General features: G+C 68.8%; 13 protein-coding genes and 1 riboswitch. Of the genes, 6 read left to right on the top strand and 7 right to left on the bottom strand.

The window, feature by feature from the left end; all coding sequences use genetic code 11:
* Positions 1 to 356 precede the first annotated feature (356 nt).
* Positions 357 to 935: a MarR family transcriptional regulator gene (locus tag Mth01_RS02575; RefSeq protein ID WP_204010505.1), complete on the bottom strand. Its 579-nt coding sequence runs from the start codon at positions 933 to 935 to the stop codon at positions 357 to 359.
* 583 nt (positions 936 to 1,518) lie between these two features.
* Between Mth01_RS02575 and Mth01_RS02570 the strand changes: the two genes are divergently transcribed.
* Both Mth01_RS02570 and Mth01_RS02565 read left to right on the top strand, forming a co-directional pair.
* A complete protein-coding gene (locus Mth01_RS02570; protein WP_204010503.1) occupies positions 1,519 to 1,800 on the top strand; it encodes a ribbon-helix-helix domain-containing protein in 282 nt (93 codons plus the stop codon).
* Positions 1,781 to 2,215: a PIN domain-containing protein gene (locus tag Mth01_RS02565; RefSeq protein WP_204010501.1), complete on the top strand. Its 435-nt coding sequence runs from the start codon at positions 1,781 to 1,783 to the stop codon at positions 2,213 to 2,215. The genes Mth01_RS02570 and Mth01_RS02565 overlap by 20 nt, the downstream gene beginning before the upstream one ends.
* Here the strand turns inward: Mth01_RS02565 and Mth01_RS02560 are convergent.
* Both Mth01_RS02560 and ybaK read right to left on the bottom strand, forming a co-directional pair.
* Positions 2,193 to 2,342, bottom strand: a complete 150-nt coding sequence (locus Mth01_RS02560) for a hypothetical protein (RefSeq protein ID WP_204010498.1) — start codon at positions 2,340 to 2,342, stop codon at positions 2,193 to 2,195. The genes Mth01_RS02565 and Mth01_RS02560 overlap by 23 nt on opposite strands.
* A gap of 9 nt (positions 2,343 to 2,351) precedes the next feature.
* On the bottom strand, positions 2,352 to 2,855 hold the full coding sequence (gene ybaK / locus Mth01_RS02555) for a Cys-tRNA(Pro) deacylase (protein ID WP_239089280.1): 504 nt from the start codon (positions 2,853 to 2,855) through the stop codon (positions 2,352 to 2,354).
* Between the two features lie 91 nt (positions 2,856 to 2,946).
* Positions 2,947 to 3,024: riboswitch (S-adenosyl-L-homocysteine riboswitch) on the top strand.
* Between the two features lie 15 nt (positions 3,025 to 3,039).
* Between ybaK and metH the strand changes: the two genes are divergently transcribed.
* Positions 3,040 to 6,696, top strand: coding sequence for a methionine synthase (gene metH, locus Mth01_RS02550; protein WP_239089279.1), 3,657 nt, complete (start codon positions 3,040 to 3,042; stop codon positions 6,694 to 6,696).
* 34 nt (positions 6,697 to 6,730) lie between these two features.
* Here the strand turns inward: metH and Mth01_RS02545 are convergent, their stop codons facing one another.
* Positions 6,731 to 7,162, bottom strand: coding sequence for a type II toxin-antitoxin system VapC family toxin (locus Mth01_RS02545; RefSeq protein WP_239089307.1), 432 nt, complete (start codon positions 7,160 to 7,162; stop codon positions 6,731 to 6,733).
* Between the two features lie 2 nt (positions 7,163 to 7,164).
* Positions 7,165 to 7,389, bottom strand: a complete 225-nt coding sequence (locus Mth01_RS02540; RefSeq protein ID WP_239089278.1) for a FitA-like ribbon-helix-helix domain-containing protein — start codon at positions 7,387 to 7,389, stop codon at positions 7,165 to 7,167.
* Between the two features lie 161 nt (positions 7,390 to 7,550).
* On the opposite strand from Mth01_RS02540, the gene Mth01_RS02535 reads away from it, so the two are divergent.
* Positions 7,551 to 8,945: an amidase gene (locus tag Mth01_RS02535; protein WP_204010493.1), complete on the top strand. Its 1,395-nt coding sequence runs from the start codon at positions 7,551 to 7,553 to the stop codon at positions 8,943 to 8,945.
* A gap of 6 nt (positions 8,946 to 8,951) precedes the next feature.
* On the opposite strand, the gene Mth01_RS02530 is transcribed toward Mth01_RS02535, so the two are convergent.
* Positions 8,952 to 9,449 (bottom strand): hypothetical protein, encoded by a 498-nt coding sequence (locus Mth01_RS02530; RefSeq protein WP_204010491.1) that lies wholly within the window; start codon positions 9,447 to 9,449, stop codon positions 8,952 to 8,954.
* Between the two features lie 89 nt (positions 9,450 to 9,538).
* On the opposite strand from Mth01_RS02530, the gene murA reads away from it, so the two are divergent.
* Together murA and Mth01_RS02520 are read left to right on the top strand one after the other, a co-directional pair.
* Entirely contained in the window at positions 9,539 to 10,876 is a 1,338-nt protein-coding gene (gene murA / locus Mth01_RS02525) for a UDP-N-acetylglucosamine 1-carboxyvinyltransferase (RefSeq protein ID WP_204010488.1), read from the top strand.
* A 53-nt stretch (positions 10,877 to 10,929) separates the two neighbouring features.
* Entirely contained in the window at positions 10,930 to 13,665 is a 2,736-nt protein-coding gene (locus tag Mth01_RS02520; protein WP_239089277.1) for a transglycosylase domain-containing protein, read from the top strand.
* Here the strand turns inward: Mth01_RS02520 and dnaE are convergent.
* Complete coding sequence (gene dnaE, locus Mth01_RS02515) at positions 13,628 to 17,149, bottom strand: DNA polymerase III subunit alpha (protein WP_204010486.1); 3,522 nt, start codon at positions 17,147 to 17,149, stop codon at positions 13,628 to 13,630. The two genes, Mth01_RS02520 and dnaE, sit on opposite strands and share 38 nt — an antisense overlap.
* Positions 17,150 to 17,187 lie beyond the last annotated feature (38 nt).

Raw genomic sequence — 17,187 nt, 5'->3', positions numbered from 1 at the left:
TTCTTCCCGTCCACCATGCGGGCACAGGGTCTCGCCCACCGGATGACCGGCGCTTGACGGGAACGGCTCCCGTAGTCCGGGGCAGCGCGGGGCCGACGTCGTAGGTCTATTGGGGACCATCCAGCAGCAAGCCCTCAACTCAATATGGGCTCATCTGGTCCAGAACTTTCACGGCGAGCGCCAGGAACTCCTCAGCCCTTGCCAGGTCCTGTACGACATCGTCGTAGGTGATCTCTGGAGTGTCGGACCGGTGCCCTGGTCGAGCAGGGTTTCGGCGTGCTCTCGGCTTGGGGGCACGCGTTCCATCTGTCCCGAAGCCAGCATCGCGTCGATCTTGTCGCGCCCTTGCGTCCATCTCATGACGCGGCCCTTTTCGCAATTTGGAGGGGATAGAGAGGTCTGCTCCGCAGGGACTTCACGAACGGGTTGTCGACGTCTTCGATCCATGATGCCCGCGAGATTCGGCTGATGTTCACTTCACGACCGAGGATGCCCTCAGCGATTCGCGCCGCGTCGTAAAGTTCGTCGTCGTCTGCGGTACCGACGATGAGGACGTCGACGTCCCGAGGGGGAGGCCCGGCCTGGTTCGCGTAGCGGGCGGCCCAGGAACCGTAGATGTACGCCTCGTCGATGCCCGAGAGCGGTTGGAGGAGGGGCGGCAGGACCGCGGCAGGACCGAAAGTCACCGCCAACAGATCAGTGAGCGGTTTCGCGACGATCGTGTCGTTGTTGGCGCGGATAAGACGGAGGTTGCCATGCCGCCTTTCGACCGTCAGCCCAGCACTGGTGAACCGGTCTACCTCACGGCTCACTGTCGACTGCGACGTACCCGTTCGTGCGGCAAGATCGGTCGTTGAGTACTCGCCCTCCGGATGGAGATAGAGCCAAGCGAGCAACTCGCCCACCGCTCTGGAGCGAAGCAGGGGCAGCAGCATGGGTGACGGCTCCCGCATAGATGCATAGTACTATGCATCTATAGCATAGCCTGTGACTCAGGGTGACGAGTAAAACACAATTTTGCTATCGTCGCGCGACCTCGACCGGCCGTAGCAGCTCATGCCGTGGTTGGCGCCCAGACCCTCCGGCCGCAGGGCGACGCACACGGCCAGCCCGCCGAACAGGCAGACTTGCCCGCCGACGACCCCCCTGGCACCATCGGCGACCACCCGCATGTGATCCTTCTCTCCCGGCACACTCCCGCCATCGACTGACAAAGTCCGATCAAACGTGTGGCGCCGCTTCCGGCCGAAGGCCTCTACCTGGTCGGGCAGCTCATCGGACCCGTACTGTTCGTCACCGGCGTCATGTTCCTCGCCAAGATCCTCCGCATCCGGACGGTCTCCCCCTGATCCCTGACGCCGTACGGCACAGTCCTCGGCCTGGTCCCGGTCGGAGGTCCCACCAAACGGACGCTGTCGTATCCGAGTCTCCCCGCCCCCCGTCAAACGATCAGAAGAGGAATTCTTCCGCTGAGGACTGGCCTTTTTCAGGCTGAGGTCCGCAGGTACCATATATGTCATGAGTATGATGCGTACTACGGTCTATCTGTCCTCTGACGCGAAGCATCGCCTGTCTCAGGCGGCTCGCCGTCGCCACCGTAGTGAGGCAGAGTTGATCCGAGAAGCAATCGACCGTCTGCTCGCAGACGAGCCCGCCAGGCCCACAGCCACCTTGCCCGTCTTCGACGCCCTGGACGCCTCGTTGCCTGATCGCGTGGAGGAGGAACTCGCCGCGGGGTTCGGTGCCGACGGCTTCTCATGGAGCGATCTAGAGGACAGCGATGCCACGTCTGATCGCTGACACCTCCGGACTGCTCGCCGGAATGGCCGCCAAGCATCCCGCACATCACAAGGTGCGCAGCGCACTGGCCGAAGCCGACGAGCCACCCGTCGTCTCTCCCCTGGTCCTGGCCGAGGTCGACTACATGCTGGCCAGCCGCCTGGGGGCCGCCGGATCACTCCAGGCCATCGACGCCCTCACCAACGGCGGCTTCGAAATCCCCACCATCGGTGAAGAAGACCTACTCGCAGCCCGTCCCCTGCTGGCCAAGTACGCCGACCTCAACATCGGCCTCACCGACGCGATCAACGTCATTCTCGCAGACCGCTATCGAACCGATTCCATCCTCACTCTCGACCATCGTCACTTTCGCGTTATTCGCCCCCTACACAGCCAGACCCCCAGCTTCCGGCTCATTCCAGCGGACCTCGGATGACGCCGATCCAGGTCCGGCGCAGGTGGGCGGGGTCGCCGGTGACGTCGATGGCGCTGATGCGCTCGCCGTCGAAGGCGAACCGCAGGACGAGCAGCAGCCGCCCGCGCGGCGCGACCACAGCTCCCACAGAGCCCCCTCAGTCGGTTCTGGAGATCGAGGCGACGAAGGCGCCGGTGAGCTCGACGAGGGTGGCGGGAGTCGTCTCGATCTGCAGGCCGCGCCGTCCGGCCGAGAAGTAGATGGTCTCGAAGCCGAGCGCGGACTCGTCGACGACCGTGGGCAACTGCTTGCGCTGGCCGAGCGGGCTGATGCCGCCGACGACGTAGCCGGTGGTCCGCTCCACCTTGGCGGCCTCGGCCATCGTCGCGCGCTTGCCGTGCAGGGCGGAGGCGAACGCCTTCAGGTCGAGCTTGCCCGCAACCGGGACGACCGCGACGGCCATCCCGCGTTCGGTCTCGGCCACGAGAGTCTTGAAGATCCGCTCGTACGGCAGGCCGAGCGCGTCGGCGGCCTCCTCGCCGTACGCCTGCGCGTTCGGATCGTGCTCATAGGTGTGGAGGGTGAAGTCTGCGCCCGCCTTGGTCAGCGCCACCGTCGCCGGAGTGCCCTGGCCACCCCTGCTCTTGTTGTTCTTGCCCACGCCTCGAAGCGTAGGGCACCGGTGCCCAGCGCTTTCGATTCCCCATTAACGAAGTAGATTTTTCTGGTCACCTTTCGGTACGGTTGAGGTCCCGGTCGAGAGGCGCTGCAACGGGCTGACGCCCGCCACGCTCGGCCGGGCGACGTTTCGTCAAGGGCGCCTCCCGAGAACCGGGAGGCGACCGGTGAACACACGTTCCAAGCACGACGACCGAGCCGACATCCGTACGCGGGCCCTGCGGGAGCTGCTGGATCGGCGGATCGCGGTGCTCGACGGGGCCTGGGGGACGATGCTCCAGGGCGCCGGGCTCACCCCGGCCGACTACCGCGGGGAGCTGCTCGGAGACCACCCGCGTGACGTCACCGGCGACCCCGACCTGCTGAACCTGACGCGGCCGGACCTCATCCTCGACGTCCACCGGCGATATCTGGCGGCGGGCGCCGACATCACCACGACGAACACGTTCACCGCGACCAGCATCGGCCAGGCCGACTACGGGCTGCAGTCGCTGGTGCGGGAGATGAACCTGCGGGGCGCGCAGTTGGCCCGCCAGGCGGCGGACGAGGCCGGCGGGCGTTTCGTCGCCGGGTCGGTCGGGCCGCTCAACGTCACGCTCTCGCTCTCCCCCCGGGTGGAGGACCCCGCCTACCGGGCGGTCACCTTCGACCAGGTTCGTGAGACGTACGCGGAGCAGATCCAGGCGCTGGCCGAGGGCGGCGTCGACCTGCTGCTGATCGAGACGATCTTCGACACGCTCAACGCCAAGGCCGCGATCGCGGCGGCCCGCGACGTCGCTCCGCAGCTGCCGCTGTGGATCTCGGTGACGATCGTCGACCTGAGCGGACGCACGTTGTCGGGGCAGACCGTCGAGGCGTTCTGGCGTTCGATCGAGCACGCCGACCCGCTGGTCGTCGGGGTCAACTGCTCCCTGGGCGCCGAGGAGATGCGCCCGCATGTCGCCGAACTGTCCCGGCTGGCCGGCACCTACACGGCCTGCCATCCCAACGCCGGCCTGCCGAACGCGTTCGGCGGGTACGACCAGACGCCGCACGAGACGGCAGGGCTGCTCGGCGAGTTCGCCACGGCGGGGATGGTCAACGCCGTCGGCGGCTGCTGCGGCACCACCCCCGAGCACATCGAGCGGATCGCGGCCGCGGTGTCCGGCCTGCCGCCGCGTCAGGCCCCCGACCCGTCGGCCACCACCCGCTTCAGCGGCCTGGAGCCGTTCGAGATCGGCGCGGACACCGGGTTCGTGATGATCGGGGAGCGCACCAACGTCACCGGGTCGAAGCGCTTCCGCCGCCTGATCGAATCCGACGACCATCAGGCCGCCGTCGAGGTCGCACTGGACCAGGTGCGCGGCGGGGCCAACGTGCTCGACGTCAACATGGACGCCGACCTGCTCGACAGCGAGCAGGCGATGACCACGTTCCTGAACCTGATCGCCACCGAGCCCGAGGTCGCCCGCATCCCGATCATGATCGACAGCTCGCGGTGGAGCGTGCTGGAGGCCGGGCTCAAGTGCGTGCAGGGCAAGGGCATCGTCAACTCGATCAGCCTCAAGGAGGGTGAGGGCCCGTTCCTGGAGCAGGCGCGGGTCATCCGGGACTACGGCGCCGGCGTGGTGGTCATGGCCTTCGACGAGCGCGGCCAGGCCGACACCGTCGAGCGCAAGGTGGAGATCTGCGGCCGCGCCTACGACCTGCTCACGCGGGAGGCGCACTTCCCCGCTGAGGACATCGTGTTCGACCCGAACGTGCTCGCGGTCGCCACCGGCATCGCCGAGCACAACGGCTACGCCAAGGCGTTCATCGACGCCCTGCCGCTCATCAAGGAGCGCTGTCCCGGCGCGCGGACCAGCGGCGGCATCTCCAACCTGTCGTTCTCCTTCCGGGGCAACGAGACCGTGCGGGAGGCGATGCACTCGGCGTTCCTCCTCCACGCCGTGCGGGCCGGCCTGGACATGGGCATCGTCAACGCCGGGCAGCTCGCCGTCTACCAGGACATCCCCGCCGACCTGCTGGAGCTCGTCGAGGACGTGCTGTTCGACCGGCGGCCCGACGCCACCGACCGGCTCGTCACGTTCGCCGAGACGGTGAGCGGGACCGCGTCCCGCCGTACGGTCGACCTGGCCTGGCGGGACGCGCCCGTGGAGAAGCGGCTGGCGCACGCGCTCGTGCACGGCATCGTCGACTTCATCGAGGCCGACACGGAGGAGGCCCGGCAGCGGGCGGCCCGCCCACTCGACGTCATCGAGGGGTCGCTCATGGACGGCATGAAGATCGTGGGTGATCTGTTCGGCTCCGGGAAGATGTTCCTGCCGCAGGTCGTCAAGAGCGCCCGGGTGATGAAGCGCTCGGTCGCCTATCTGGAGCCGTACATGGAGGCCGAGAAAGAGCAGGCCCAGCTCAAGTTCGGCGTCAGCGCCGACAGCGGCAAGGGCAGCGGAAAGATCGTGCTCGCCACCGTCAAGGGCGACGTGCACGACATCGGCAAGAACATCGTGGGCGTCGTCCTCGGCTGCAACAACTACCAGGTCGTCGACCTCGGCGTCATGGTCCCGGCGAGCGTCATCCTCGACACCGCGGTCGCCGAGGGCGCCGACGCCGTCGGCCTGTCGGGGCTGATCACCCCATCGCTGGACGAGATGGTCACCGTCGCCGAGGAGATGCGCCGCCGCGGCCTGAAGCTGCCGCTGCTGATCGGCGGAGCCACGACCTCACGCCAGCACACCGCCGTCCGGATCGCCCCCGCCTACGACGGCCCGACGGTCCACGTGCTCGACGCCTCCCGCGTGGTCGGCGTCGTGTCGGACCTGCTCGACCCGGAACGCGCCGAAGAACTGGTCACGCGCAACCTGGCCGAGCAGGAGCGGCTGCGTGAGCAGCACGAGAACCGGCGGCACCAGCCCATGCTGACCCTCGCGCAGGCTCGCGCCAACCCCGAGCGGGTCGAGTTCGAGAACCTGCCCGTGCCGGACTCCACCGGTGTCCGCATCGTCCAGCCCGACCTCGCGGAGCTGCGCGCGATGATCGACTGGCAGTTCCTGTTCCTCGCCTGGGAGCTGAAGGGCAAGTTCCCCGCCATTCTCGACCAGCCGGTGGCCCGCGAACTCTACGACGATGCCAACGCCCTGCTCGACCGGATCATCGCGGGCGGCCGGCTGCGGGCGCACGGCGCGTACGGCTTCTGGCCCGCCTGCTCGGACGGCGACGACATCGTGATCGAGACCGGCACGGGCGATGCCGTACGCCTGCCGATGCTGCGGCAGCAGACCGTCAAGCCCGAGGGCCGGCCCAACCGGTGCCTCGCGGACTACCTGGCGCCGGCCGGAGACCACCTCGGCGGGTTCGCCGTCGCCATCCACGGCGCCGACGAGTTCGCCGCCGAGTTCGAGGCCGAGCACGACGACTACCGGGCGATCATGGTGAAGGCGCTGGCCGACCGGCTGGCCGAGGCGTTCGCCGAGCACGTCCACCTGCAGGCGCGGCGGGCCTGGTTCGAGCCCGACGCCGACCCGCTCATCGAGGACCTGCACGCCGAGCGTTACCGCGGCATCCGCCCGGCGCTCGGCTACCCCGCCTGTCCCGACCACAGCGAGAAGCGGATCCTGTTCGACCTGCTCGACGCCGAGCGGGTCGGCATGGGCCTGACCGAGTCCGGCGCGATGACCCCGGGATCCGCCGTCAGCGGGCTGATCTTCGCTCACCCGTCGTCGCGCTACTTCACCGTGGGACGGATCAACCGGGACCAGGTCGAGGACTACGCCGTACGGCGCGGCCTCCCCCTGCCGGAGATCGAACACTGGCTGCGCCCCAACCTCGCCTACGCCCCGGAGTAGCCGTCGGCGTCCGCCGCCTGCCGGGCCGAACGGTCTAACCGCCCTCGGGCGGCTGATCGGCCTGCCATGGCGGCGGATAGCGGTGAATCTCCGCGCGGTGTCCGGTCGAACCTGCGAACTTCGCGTCGTCGGTGAGCAGCGGCACCCCGAGTAGTTCCGCGAGGGCGACATACATGCCGTCATAGGCGGTGAGATTGTTCCGAAGCTCCAGCACTCGTGGCTGCAAGGGCAACATGGAATGCCGGACGATCTTAAGCTGCGCGTAGCGTTCCAGCATGGTTGCGGCCCGATCCGCTGAGATGCGCACCTCCGGTTTACTGGTGATCACATGTCCACGCACCACGGACGCGATCTCGACGTCGATCAGCGCCGGTGCGTGCAGCTTCCGGGTCAACCGTCGCCGAAGGAGATCGTCGCCTTTCACGTTGGCCAGCAGGCGGAAAACGATCGAGGCGTCGACGACCATGGTCACCGGCGGCCCTCACGCATCGTCTCGCGCACGAAGTCGGGGTCGTACGGCACCGGCTCATCAGTAGCGATCTTGGCCATCACCTCGTCCAGCGCAGGAGTGGCCGCCTCCTCGTTCAGCAGGTCGCGCACGTAGGCCGTCAGCGACTTACCCTCTCGCTCGGCCCGCGCCTTGAGTGTCCGCTCAGTCACATCGGGGACATCGCGAATCTGAATTGTTCCCATGCCTGCATACTAGCATGCAGCTTGCATGCGTAGGGTGATCGGCAAAACTGACCGAGGTTGATCGGCGAGTGTTGACATCGCGGGAGGCGGAGCGGGTCGGGGAGACTCGGAGGTGACAGCCGTACGAGCCGGCCGGACGCATGCTCTTGGGGGGATTGTCGATGACCGAGTTGCACGACCTCACCGCGATCGAGATGTCCGAGCTGCTGCGCACCCGGAAGGTGAGCGCGGTGGAGCTGGCCGAGGCGTGCCTGCGGCGGATCGACGAGGTGAACGGCGAGGTCAACGCCATCGTGACGCTGGTGGCCGACCGGGCGCTCGACCGGGCCCGGCAGGCCGACGCCGACCTGGCGCGCGGCCACTGGCGCGGCCCGCTGCACGGGCTGCCCGTCGCCCACAAGGACCTCGCCGACACGGCCGGGGTCCGCACGACGTACGGCTCGCGCGCGTTCGCCGACCACGTCCCCACCGAGGACGACCCGCTCGTACGGCGGATCCGCGAGGCCGGCGGCATCATGATCGGCAAGACCAACACCCCGGAGTTCGGCACCGGCTCGCACACGGTGAACGAGGTGTTCGGCGCGACGCGCAACCCCTATGACCTGTCCAGAAGCGCCGGCGGCAGCAGCGGCGGCGCCGCGGCGGCCCTCGCGACCCGGATGGTGCCGCTGGCCGACGGCTCGGACATGGGCGGCTCGCTGCGCAACCCCGCGTCGTTCTGCAACGTGGCCGGGCTGCGGCCGACGCCGGGACGGGTGCCGTCCAGATCGGCCACGGCCGCGTGGTTGACGCTGCCGGTCTCGGGGCCGATGGCCCGGACGGTGGGCGACCTCGCGCTGTTCATGTCGGCCATCGCCGGTTTCGACCCGGCCTCGCCGTACTCGATCAGGGAGGACGGCTCGGCATTCGCGCCCCCACTGGAGAGCGACGTCACAGGGGTCCGGATCGCGTTCAGCCCGGACCTCGGCGGGCTGCCGGTCGATCCGGAGACGGCGAGGGCGACGGCGGAGGCCGCGGCGGTGCTGGCGGGCCTGGGGGCCAAGGTCGAGCAGGTGGATCTCGACCTGTCGGACGCCGAGGACGCCTTCCGGATCTACCGGGCGTGGTATTACGCGCTCAACTTCGACGGCATCCCCGGCGTCGGCCCCAACGTGGCGTGGAACATCGAGCGGGGGCGGGAGGTCACCGGGGCCGACCTCGCCCGGGCCGAGCGGCTGCGCACCGGGCTGTTCCACCGGATGCGCGCGTTCTTCGACGACTACGACTTTCTGGTGGCGCCGGTCAGCCAGGTGCCGCCGTTCCCGGTGGACGATCCGTACGTCACGGAGGTCGCCGGGCAGCCGATGCCCGACTATCTGGCGTGGATGCGCTCCTGCTACTGGATCAGCGTGCTGCACGCGCCCGCGCTGTCGGTGCCGTGCGGGTTCACCTCGGGCGGCCTGCCGGTCGGCGTGCAGGTCGTCGGCAGGCCGTGGGCGGACGCGGAGGTGCTGCGGCTCGGGTACGCCTTCGAGCGGGCGACCGAACACTGGCGCAGGCATCCCGCCCGCTCCTGAGCCGGATCAGCTCCCGCGCACCTCGCGGCGCTCCTGCGAGAAGACCACGAACTCGATGATCCAGAAGGCGGCGGTGGCCAGGATCGGCCAGGCGAACAGCACGCCGTTCGCGGTCACGCCGAGTGAGGTGGTCGTGGTGAAGCCGCCGGGGGCGGCCGCCCGGATCGTTCCCTTCGCCGTTCCGCCGACCAGGAGCGCGAGGTGACCGGCGAGCAGGCCGCCGCCCGCGAGGCCCACCAGTGCCTGGACGGGCCGCCGACGGGCCAGAGCGTACCCCGCGATGCCGCAGAGCAGGCCGAACCCGCCGGTGATGACGGCGAACCAGCCGTCGGCCTCTATCAGGGTCTGCGCCACGGGATCGGCGAGCATCGGGCCCGCGTCGGTCACGACGAACCGCGAGGCCGGCGCCACCGCCGACCATATGAATCCGGCCACCACGCCGAGCGGTGCCAGGACGAGGACGGTAAGCGCCGCCACCTGCGAATTGCCCCTCAGATACCGCACCGTCCAGATAGTACCTAGGTCCCACCTGCTACCTGTTGATCCGATCCAGCCGGTTACTCTTGGTTCACCTGCGCACTCGAGGAGACAACGTGAGCGAGCAGAGCGAGCGAGTCAACAGGCACAGCAGGGAAGAGGTGTGGCAGATCGACCCGTCGGGCCCGCTACGGGGGGACGTCGAGGTCCGCGGATCGAAGAACGCGGTGTCCAAGCACATGGTCGCGGCCATGCTGGGCACCGGCCCGAGCACCCTGCACAACGCCCCCGAGGTCGGCGAGGTGGGGCTGACGGCGGCGATGCTGGAGGCCCTCGGCATCCATGTGGAGATCACCCCGGGCGAGATCACCGTCGAGCGGGGCACCGACATCAGGCCCCGCGTCCCGGAGGAGTACACGGGCCTCAACCGCATCCCGATCCTGATGCTCGGCCCGCTGCTGCACCTGGCCGGTGAGGCGTTCGTCCCCCTCGTGGGCGGCGACCCGATCGGGCGGCGGCCGGTCAACTACCACGTCGAGGCGCTGCGGTCGCTGGGCGCGGAGATCGAGGTCGGCGACAACGGGATCACCGCCAAGGCGACCCGGCTGCGCGGCAGCCGCATCACGCTGCCCTATCCCAGCGTCGGCGCCACCGAGACGATCCTGATGTCGGCCGTGCTCGCCGAGGGAAAAACAGTCATCAAGGGCGCCGCGATGGAGCCGGAGGTGGTGGAGCTCGCGCTGTTCCTGCAGCGGATGGGCGCGATGATCGAGCTCAGCCCGGACCGGCGCATCGTCATCGAGGGCGTGGAGCGGCTGCACGGGGCCTCCACCTGGTTGGCCGGCGACCGCATCGAGGCGTTCTCCTACCTGGTGGCGGGGCTCGTCACCGGGGGCGAGGTGCGGGTGCACGGCTGCCCGCAGGACCGCCTGGTCACCGCCATCACCACACTCGCCAGGATGGGCGCGCGGTTCGAGATCACCGACGAGTGGCTGTGCGCCTCGGCCGCCGACGGGCTGCGGGCGGCCGCCGTGCAGACCGACACCCATCCCGGGTTCATGACGGACTGGCAGACGCCGCTGATGGTGCTGTTCACCCGGGCCGAGGGCATGTCGGTGCTGCATGAGACGGTCTTCGAGAACCGGCTCGTGTACGTGCCGGCCCTGCAGAAGCTGGGCTGCGAGATCGAGGTGTTCGCACAGTGCCTGGGCGGCCCGGCCTGCCGTTACCACGACACCAACGCCAAGCACTCGGCTGTGGTGCACGGGGTGTCGAAGCTGCGCGGGGCCGACGTCACGCTGCCGGACATCCGGGCAGGCTTCTCGGCGGTGCTGGCCGCGGCGGTGGCGGAGGGGACCTCCACGTTGCGCGGGGTGAACCACATCGAACGGGGATACCACCGGCCTTTCGAGCAGTTCACCTCACTCGGGTTGAAGATCAGCAGGCCGATGTAAAGCTTTCGCCGGATCGCGTTTGGACCTGATCCCGGGGTCGCACTGATATTTCCGTGACCTCTCGTCTACTCGGCGCTGTCGCCGCGTTGGGCTTGGCAGGCGCGGCCGGGGGAATCCTGGTCGCCGGTCTGGCCATGCCGCTGGTGAGCGGGGCCGGCCTGGCCGCCAGGAACGCCACGTCCATGTTCACGCGCCTGCCGCCGCCGCCCAGCGAGGACCGTCTGCCCGAGATGACCCGGCTGCTGGACCGGAACGGCAGGCAGATCGCGCAGTTCTACTACCAGAACCGGCAGTCCGTGCCGCTCGACCGGGTCGCCCCGGCCATGCGGCAGGCGATCGTGGCCATCGAGGACTCCCGGTTCTACGAGCACGGCGGGCTCGACGTCAAGGGCACGCTGCGGGCGCTCATCGCCAACACCAGGGCGGGCGGCATCCGACAGGGCGGCTCGTCGATCACCCAGCAGCTCGTGAAGAACATCATGGTCACCCAGGCGGAGACCCCCCACGAGCGCGCCCTGGCCCGGGTACGGAACATCCACCGCAAGATCACCGAGTTGCGCTACGCGCTGGCGCTGGAGCAGAAGTACACCAAGGACGAGATCCTGGAGCGATACCTCAACATCGCCTATTTCGGCGCCGGCGCGTTCGGGGTGCAGGCCGCCGCCCAGCGGTTCTTCGGCGTCGACGCCGCCGACCTGACGCTCCCCCAGGCGGCCGCGCTCGCCGGGGCGGTGCGGGCGCCGTACGACACCGATCCGTCGATCGGCGCCGAGCAGCGGGCCCGGCTGCTCGACCGGCGTAACCTGGTGCTCGGCCGGATGGCCGAGTTGCGGATGATAGGCCGGGTCGCGGCACGAACGGCACAGGGCATGCCGCTGGGGCTGCGCATGCGGGCGGAGCCCGGCGGCTGCGGAGCGAGCGCATACCCGTTCTTCTGCGTGTACGTGCAGCAGGAGGTGCTGACCAATCCCGCGTTCGGGAGCACGCGGGCCGAGCGTGAGCGGCGCCTCCAGCGGGGCGGGCTCACGCTGTGGACCACGGTCGACCCGGTGGCGCAGCGGGCGGCCGAGCGGGCCATCTCGGCCCGGGTACACCCCCGGGACACCCAGGTGGCCGCCGAGAGCATGATCGAGCCGGGCACCGGGTTCATCCGGGCGATGGCGGTCAGCAAGCGGTACGGGCGCAACCCGAAGAACCGGAGCCTCGGGGCGCGCACCACCTACAACCTGGCCGCCGATCAGGCGCACGGCGGCGGACTCGGCCTGCAGGCGGGATCGACGTTCAAGGCGTTCACGCTGGCCACCGCGCTGTCGCAGGGCATGCGGTTCGGCGACGGGTTCCAGATCCCCGGGGCTTTCGTCCCGGCCGGCGGCTACCGGGACTGCTCGGGCAAGGCCGTCAACGACCCCAGGACGACGATCCACAACGCGGGCGGTGAGGGCCGGGGCGGGCCGCTCAGCCTGGAGATGGGCACCTGGAACTCGGTGAACATCTTCTTCATGGAGTTGGAGCGCCATGTCGGCCTGTGCAACGTGGTCAGGACCGCACAGGCGCTCGGAATCGCGCGGGCCGACGGCCGACCGCTGCACGAGGTGCCCACGTTCACCCTCGGCGCCAACGAGATGGACCCGACGACGGTGGCCGCCGCTTTCGCGGCGTTCGCGGCGCGGGGACGCTACTGCCGGCCCATGGCGATCACCGCCGTCGTGGAGAAGGACGGCAGTCGCAAGCAGGTGCCGCCGGACTGTGTGACCGCGCTCGAGCCCGAGGTCGCCGACGCCGTCAACCACGTGCTGAGCGGGGTCTTCACCAGGGGGACGATGCGCGGGCAGTCCATCGGACGTCCGCAGGCGGGCAAGACGGGCACGAACAACGGGTACACCTCCGCCTGGTTCGCCGGTTACACCCCAACGCTCGCCGCCGCGGTCAGCATCGGCGACATCCGGGGCTCCTACCGCCACCCGCTCACCGGCGTGACCATCGGCGGGCGCTACTACGGCGCCGTTCAGGGGGCGTCCCTGCCCGGTCCGATCTGGGGGGACTCGATGCGGCAGGCCCTGCGGGGCACCCCGGCGTACGACTTCGTCCCGCCCGACATGGATCGGTTCGGCGGCGGTTTCACGCCTGGGTTGAAGGAGTTCGTCGAGAAGGAGAAGAAGAAGCGCAAGCGGGAGGCCGAGCGCCGCGAGAGACGGCACGACGAGCAGCAGACCAACGCCACCCAGACCGGAGAGACCCAGACGAGGGAGACCCAGACCGGCACCGTGCAGACCGGCACCGTGCAGACCGGCGAGGCGAACCCTGTCGCCCGGACGAACGCCCAGGCTCACGGAGCACAGGCCGCCAAGGTGACCCGAACCCGCGGGACCCGGACGCATGAGACCCGGACACATGAGACCCGGACACATGAGACCCGGACACATGGGACGCGGAACAGCACGGGGGTCGGGGCTCAGAGGGCTTCCGGGACGAGCCGGACCTCCCCCGGCTCAGGCCGGTCCTCACCGCGGCCCCGACGACAGGCCGACCGGGTGGCGCGCGGCCGCCGGACAGCCACCCAGCCCGCCCATACTCGACCGACCGGCACCAAGTCCGTCAAGACCAAGCCCCGCACCAAGCCGACCCGCACCAAGCCGGCCGAGGTCAGGCCCGCCGAGGCCAGGAAACAGCCCAAGCAGAACAGGAGCCGGGTCAAGCACCGGGGTGCCGAGCGCCCAGCGGCCAGGCGCCCAGCGGCCAGGCGCCCAGACGTCAGGCACCCAGACAGGCGGGGCCGAGGAGCTGCTTGAGGTCTCCCATGAGCGCGGGTGAGGGCGTCACCCTGAGCCGGTCGTCAAGGCGCATGACCGTCGTGCGCGGCCCGTTGTGGAGTTGGAGATGGACCTCGGTGGTGCCCGGATGGGTGGTCAGCACCTCCTTGAGGCGGCCGACCACCGGCGGGGTGCACCGGGCGACCGGCAGGCTGACCACCAGCGGCCCACCCGACTCGGTCGTGAGGTCCGGGGCGGTCACCTCCATCGCGATGATCTTCGCGACGTCCTCCCGCTTGTCGAGCCTGCCCTTGACGAAGACGATCGCGTCCTCGGCCAGGATCGTGGCGCACAACTGGTACGCCGACGGGAAGATCATCACCTCGATGGAGCCCTCCAGGTCCTCCAGTTCGGTGAGAACCCAGGTGTCCCCCTTCTTGGTGACCTTGCGCTGCAGGCCCGACAGGATGCCGCCGACCGTGATGATCTGACCGTCCGGACGGCTCTCGTCCTGGAGGGCGGCGATCGAGCAGTCGGCGCCCGAGGCGAGGATGTGCTCCACGCCGAGCAGCGGGTGATCCGAGACGTACAGGCCGAGCATCTCGCGCTCGAACTGCAGCAACGTGGTCTTGTCCCACTCCCCCGGCGGGATCTGCACGTCGAAGGTCTGGTCCTCGCCGCCGTCGGCCGCGCCGAACAGCGAGTCCTGGCCGATGGCCTCGTTCTTCTTGATATCGATGATCGCGTCGACGGCCTGCTCGTGGACCATGATCAGGCCCTTGCGCACGTGCCCGAGCGAGTCGAACGCCCCCGCCTTGATCAGCGACTCGATGACCCGCTTGTTGCAGGCGACGGCCGGGACCTTGCGCAGGAAGTCCTTGAAGTCGGCGAACCTGCTCTTGTCCCGGCGCGCGGCGATGACCCCGTCGACCACGTTGCCGCCGACGTTCCGTACGGCCGACAGGCCGAAGCGGACGTCGGTGCCGCGCGGGGTGAAGTCGAAGTCGGAGTCGTTGACGTCCGGCGGGAGCACCTTGATGCCCATGCGGCGGCATTCGTTCAGATAGAGGGCGCTCTTGTCCTTGTCGTCCTTGACGGACGTCAGCAGGGCGGCCATGTACTCGGCGGGGTAGTTGGCCTTGAGGTAGGCGGTCCAGTACGAAACCAGGCCGTACCCGGCCGTGTGGGCCTTGTTGAAGGCGTAGTCGGAGAAGGGCAGCAGGATGTCCCACAGCGCCTTGATCGCGGCATCGGAGAAGCCGTTCTCCTTCATGCCCTTCTCGAAGAACTCGAACTGCTTGTCCAGCTCGGACTTCTTCTTCTTGCCCATCGCGCGACGGAGCAGGTCGGCGCCGCCGAGCGTGTAGTTGGCCACCTTCTGCGCGATGGCCATGACCTGCTCCTGATAGACGATCAGGCCGTAGGTCGTGTCGAGGATGTCCTTGAGCGGTTCCGCCAACTCCGGATGGATCGGGGTGATCTCCTGCTGGCCGTTCTTGCGCAGCGCGTAGTTCGTGTGGGAGTTGGCGCCCATCGGGCCGGGCCGGTAGAGCGCGAGGGCGGCGGAGATGTCCTCGAAGTTGTCGGGCTTCATCAGTCGCAGCAGGGTGCGCATGCCACCGCCGTCGAGCTGGAAGATGCCGAGCGTGTCGCCCCTGGCCAGCAGCTCGTACGCCTTGGCGTTCTCGAGCGGGAGCTCCAGCAGATCGATCATGTTCCCGGTGTTCGCCTCGATCATCTTCAGGCAGTCGTCGATGATCGTGAGGTTGCGCAGGCCCAGGAAGTCCATCTTGAGCAGGCCGAGCGTCTCGCAGGTCGGGTAGTCGAACTGCGTGATGATCGCGCCGTCGGAGTCGCGGCGCATGATCGGGATGTAGTCGGTCAGCGGCTCGGCCGACATGATCACGCCGGCGGCGTGCACGCCGGTCTGCCGGATCAGCCCCTCCAGGCCCTTGCCGAGCTCGATCGCCGCCTTGACGTCGACGTCCTCGTCGTACAGCTTGCGCAGCTCACCCGCCTCGTTGTAGCGCGGGTGCTCGGAGTCGAAGATGCCAGAAAGCGGGATGTCCTTGCCCATCACGGCCGGGGGGAACGCCTTGGACACGCGGTCGCCCAGCGCGTACGGGTATCCCAGGACACGGGCGGCGTCCTTGATGGCGGCTTTCGCCTTGATGGTGCCGAAGGTAGCGATCATCGCCACCTTGTCCGCGCCCCACTTCTCCGTGACGTAGCGGATCACGTCGGCCCGCCTGCGCTCGTCGAAGTCGATGTCGATGTCGGGCATGGACACGCGCTCGGGGTTGAGGAAGCGCTCGAAGATCAGCCCGTGCGGGATCGGGTCGAGGTCGGTGATGCCGAGCGCGTACGCGACCAGCGACCCGGCGGCCGAACCACGGCCCGGCCCCACCCGGATGCCGTTGTTCTTGGCCCACATGATGAAGTCGGCGACCACGAGGAAGTAGCTCGGGAAGCCCATCTGCAGGATGACGCCGATCTCGTTCTCGACCCAGGCGCGGTGCTCGGAGTCCACCCCGCCGGGGAAACGGCGCTCCATCCCCGCCCAGATCTGCTGCCGGAAGTACTCCTCCTCGGTCATGCCGTCCGGGATCGGGAAGGTCGGCATCAGGTTCTTGAACTCGAAGAACCCGGAGGGATCGACCTTCTCGGCGACCAGCAGCGTGTTGCGGCAGCCCTCCTGCCACAGCTCGGAGGAGTCGACGGTCCGCATCTCGTCGGCCGACTTGAGGTAGTAGCCGGTGCCGTCGAACCGGAACCTGTCGGTGTCGCTGAGCTGCTTGCCGGTCTGGATGCACAGCAGCGCGTCGTGGCCGGAGGCGTCGGACTCATAGGTGTAGTGCGAGTCGTTGGTGACCAGCGGCGGGATGTCCAGCTCCCGGCTGATCCGGATGAGCCCGTCCCGGACCCGGCGCTCGATGTCGAGCCCGTGATCCATGACCTCCAGGTAGTAGTCGTCCTTCCCGAAGATCTCCTGGAACTTCGCGGCCGCCTTGAGCGCCTCGTCGTACTGCCCCAGCCGCAGGCGCGTCTGCACCTCGCCGGAAGGACAGCCGGTGGTCGCCATCAGACCCTCGGAGTGCTCCGCGAGGATCTCGGCGTCCATCCGGGCCCATTTGCGTACGAAGCCCTCGGTGTAGGCCCGGGAGGAGAGCTTCATCAGGTTGTGCATGCCCGCTTTGTTCCGGGCCCAGATCGTCATGTGGGTGTAGTGACCGCTGCCCGAGACGTCGTCGCCCTTCTGGTGCGGCTCGCCCCACCGGACCGGCTTCTTGTGCAGCCGCGACTCGGGCGCCACGTACGCCTCGATGCCGAGGATCGGCTTCACCCCGGCGGCGGTCGCCTGCTTGTAGAAGTCGTACGCCCCGTGCATGTTGCCGTGGTCGGTGATCGCGATCGCGGGCATGCCCAGCTCGCCCACGACTTTGAACATCTGCTTGAGCCGGGCCGCCCCGTCCAGCATCGAGTACTCGGTGTGAACGTGCAGATGAACAAACGAATCACCCATGGGACCCCCAACTCGCCGCGCCGCCCTCCGGGCCGCCC

Origin of the sequence: Sphaerimonospora thailandensis (assembly GCF_016863115.1) — a bacterium.
Lineage (GTDB): Bacteria > Actinomycetota > Actinomycetes > Streptosporangiales > Streptosporangiaceae > Sphaerimonospora > Sphaerimonospora cavernae.
This window is presented reverse-complemented; position numbering and strand designations above follow the sequence as displayed.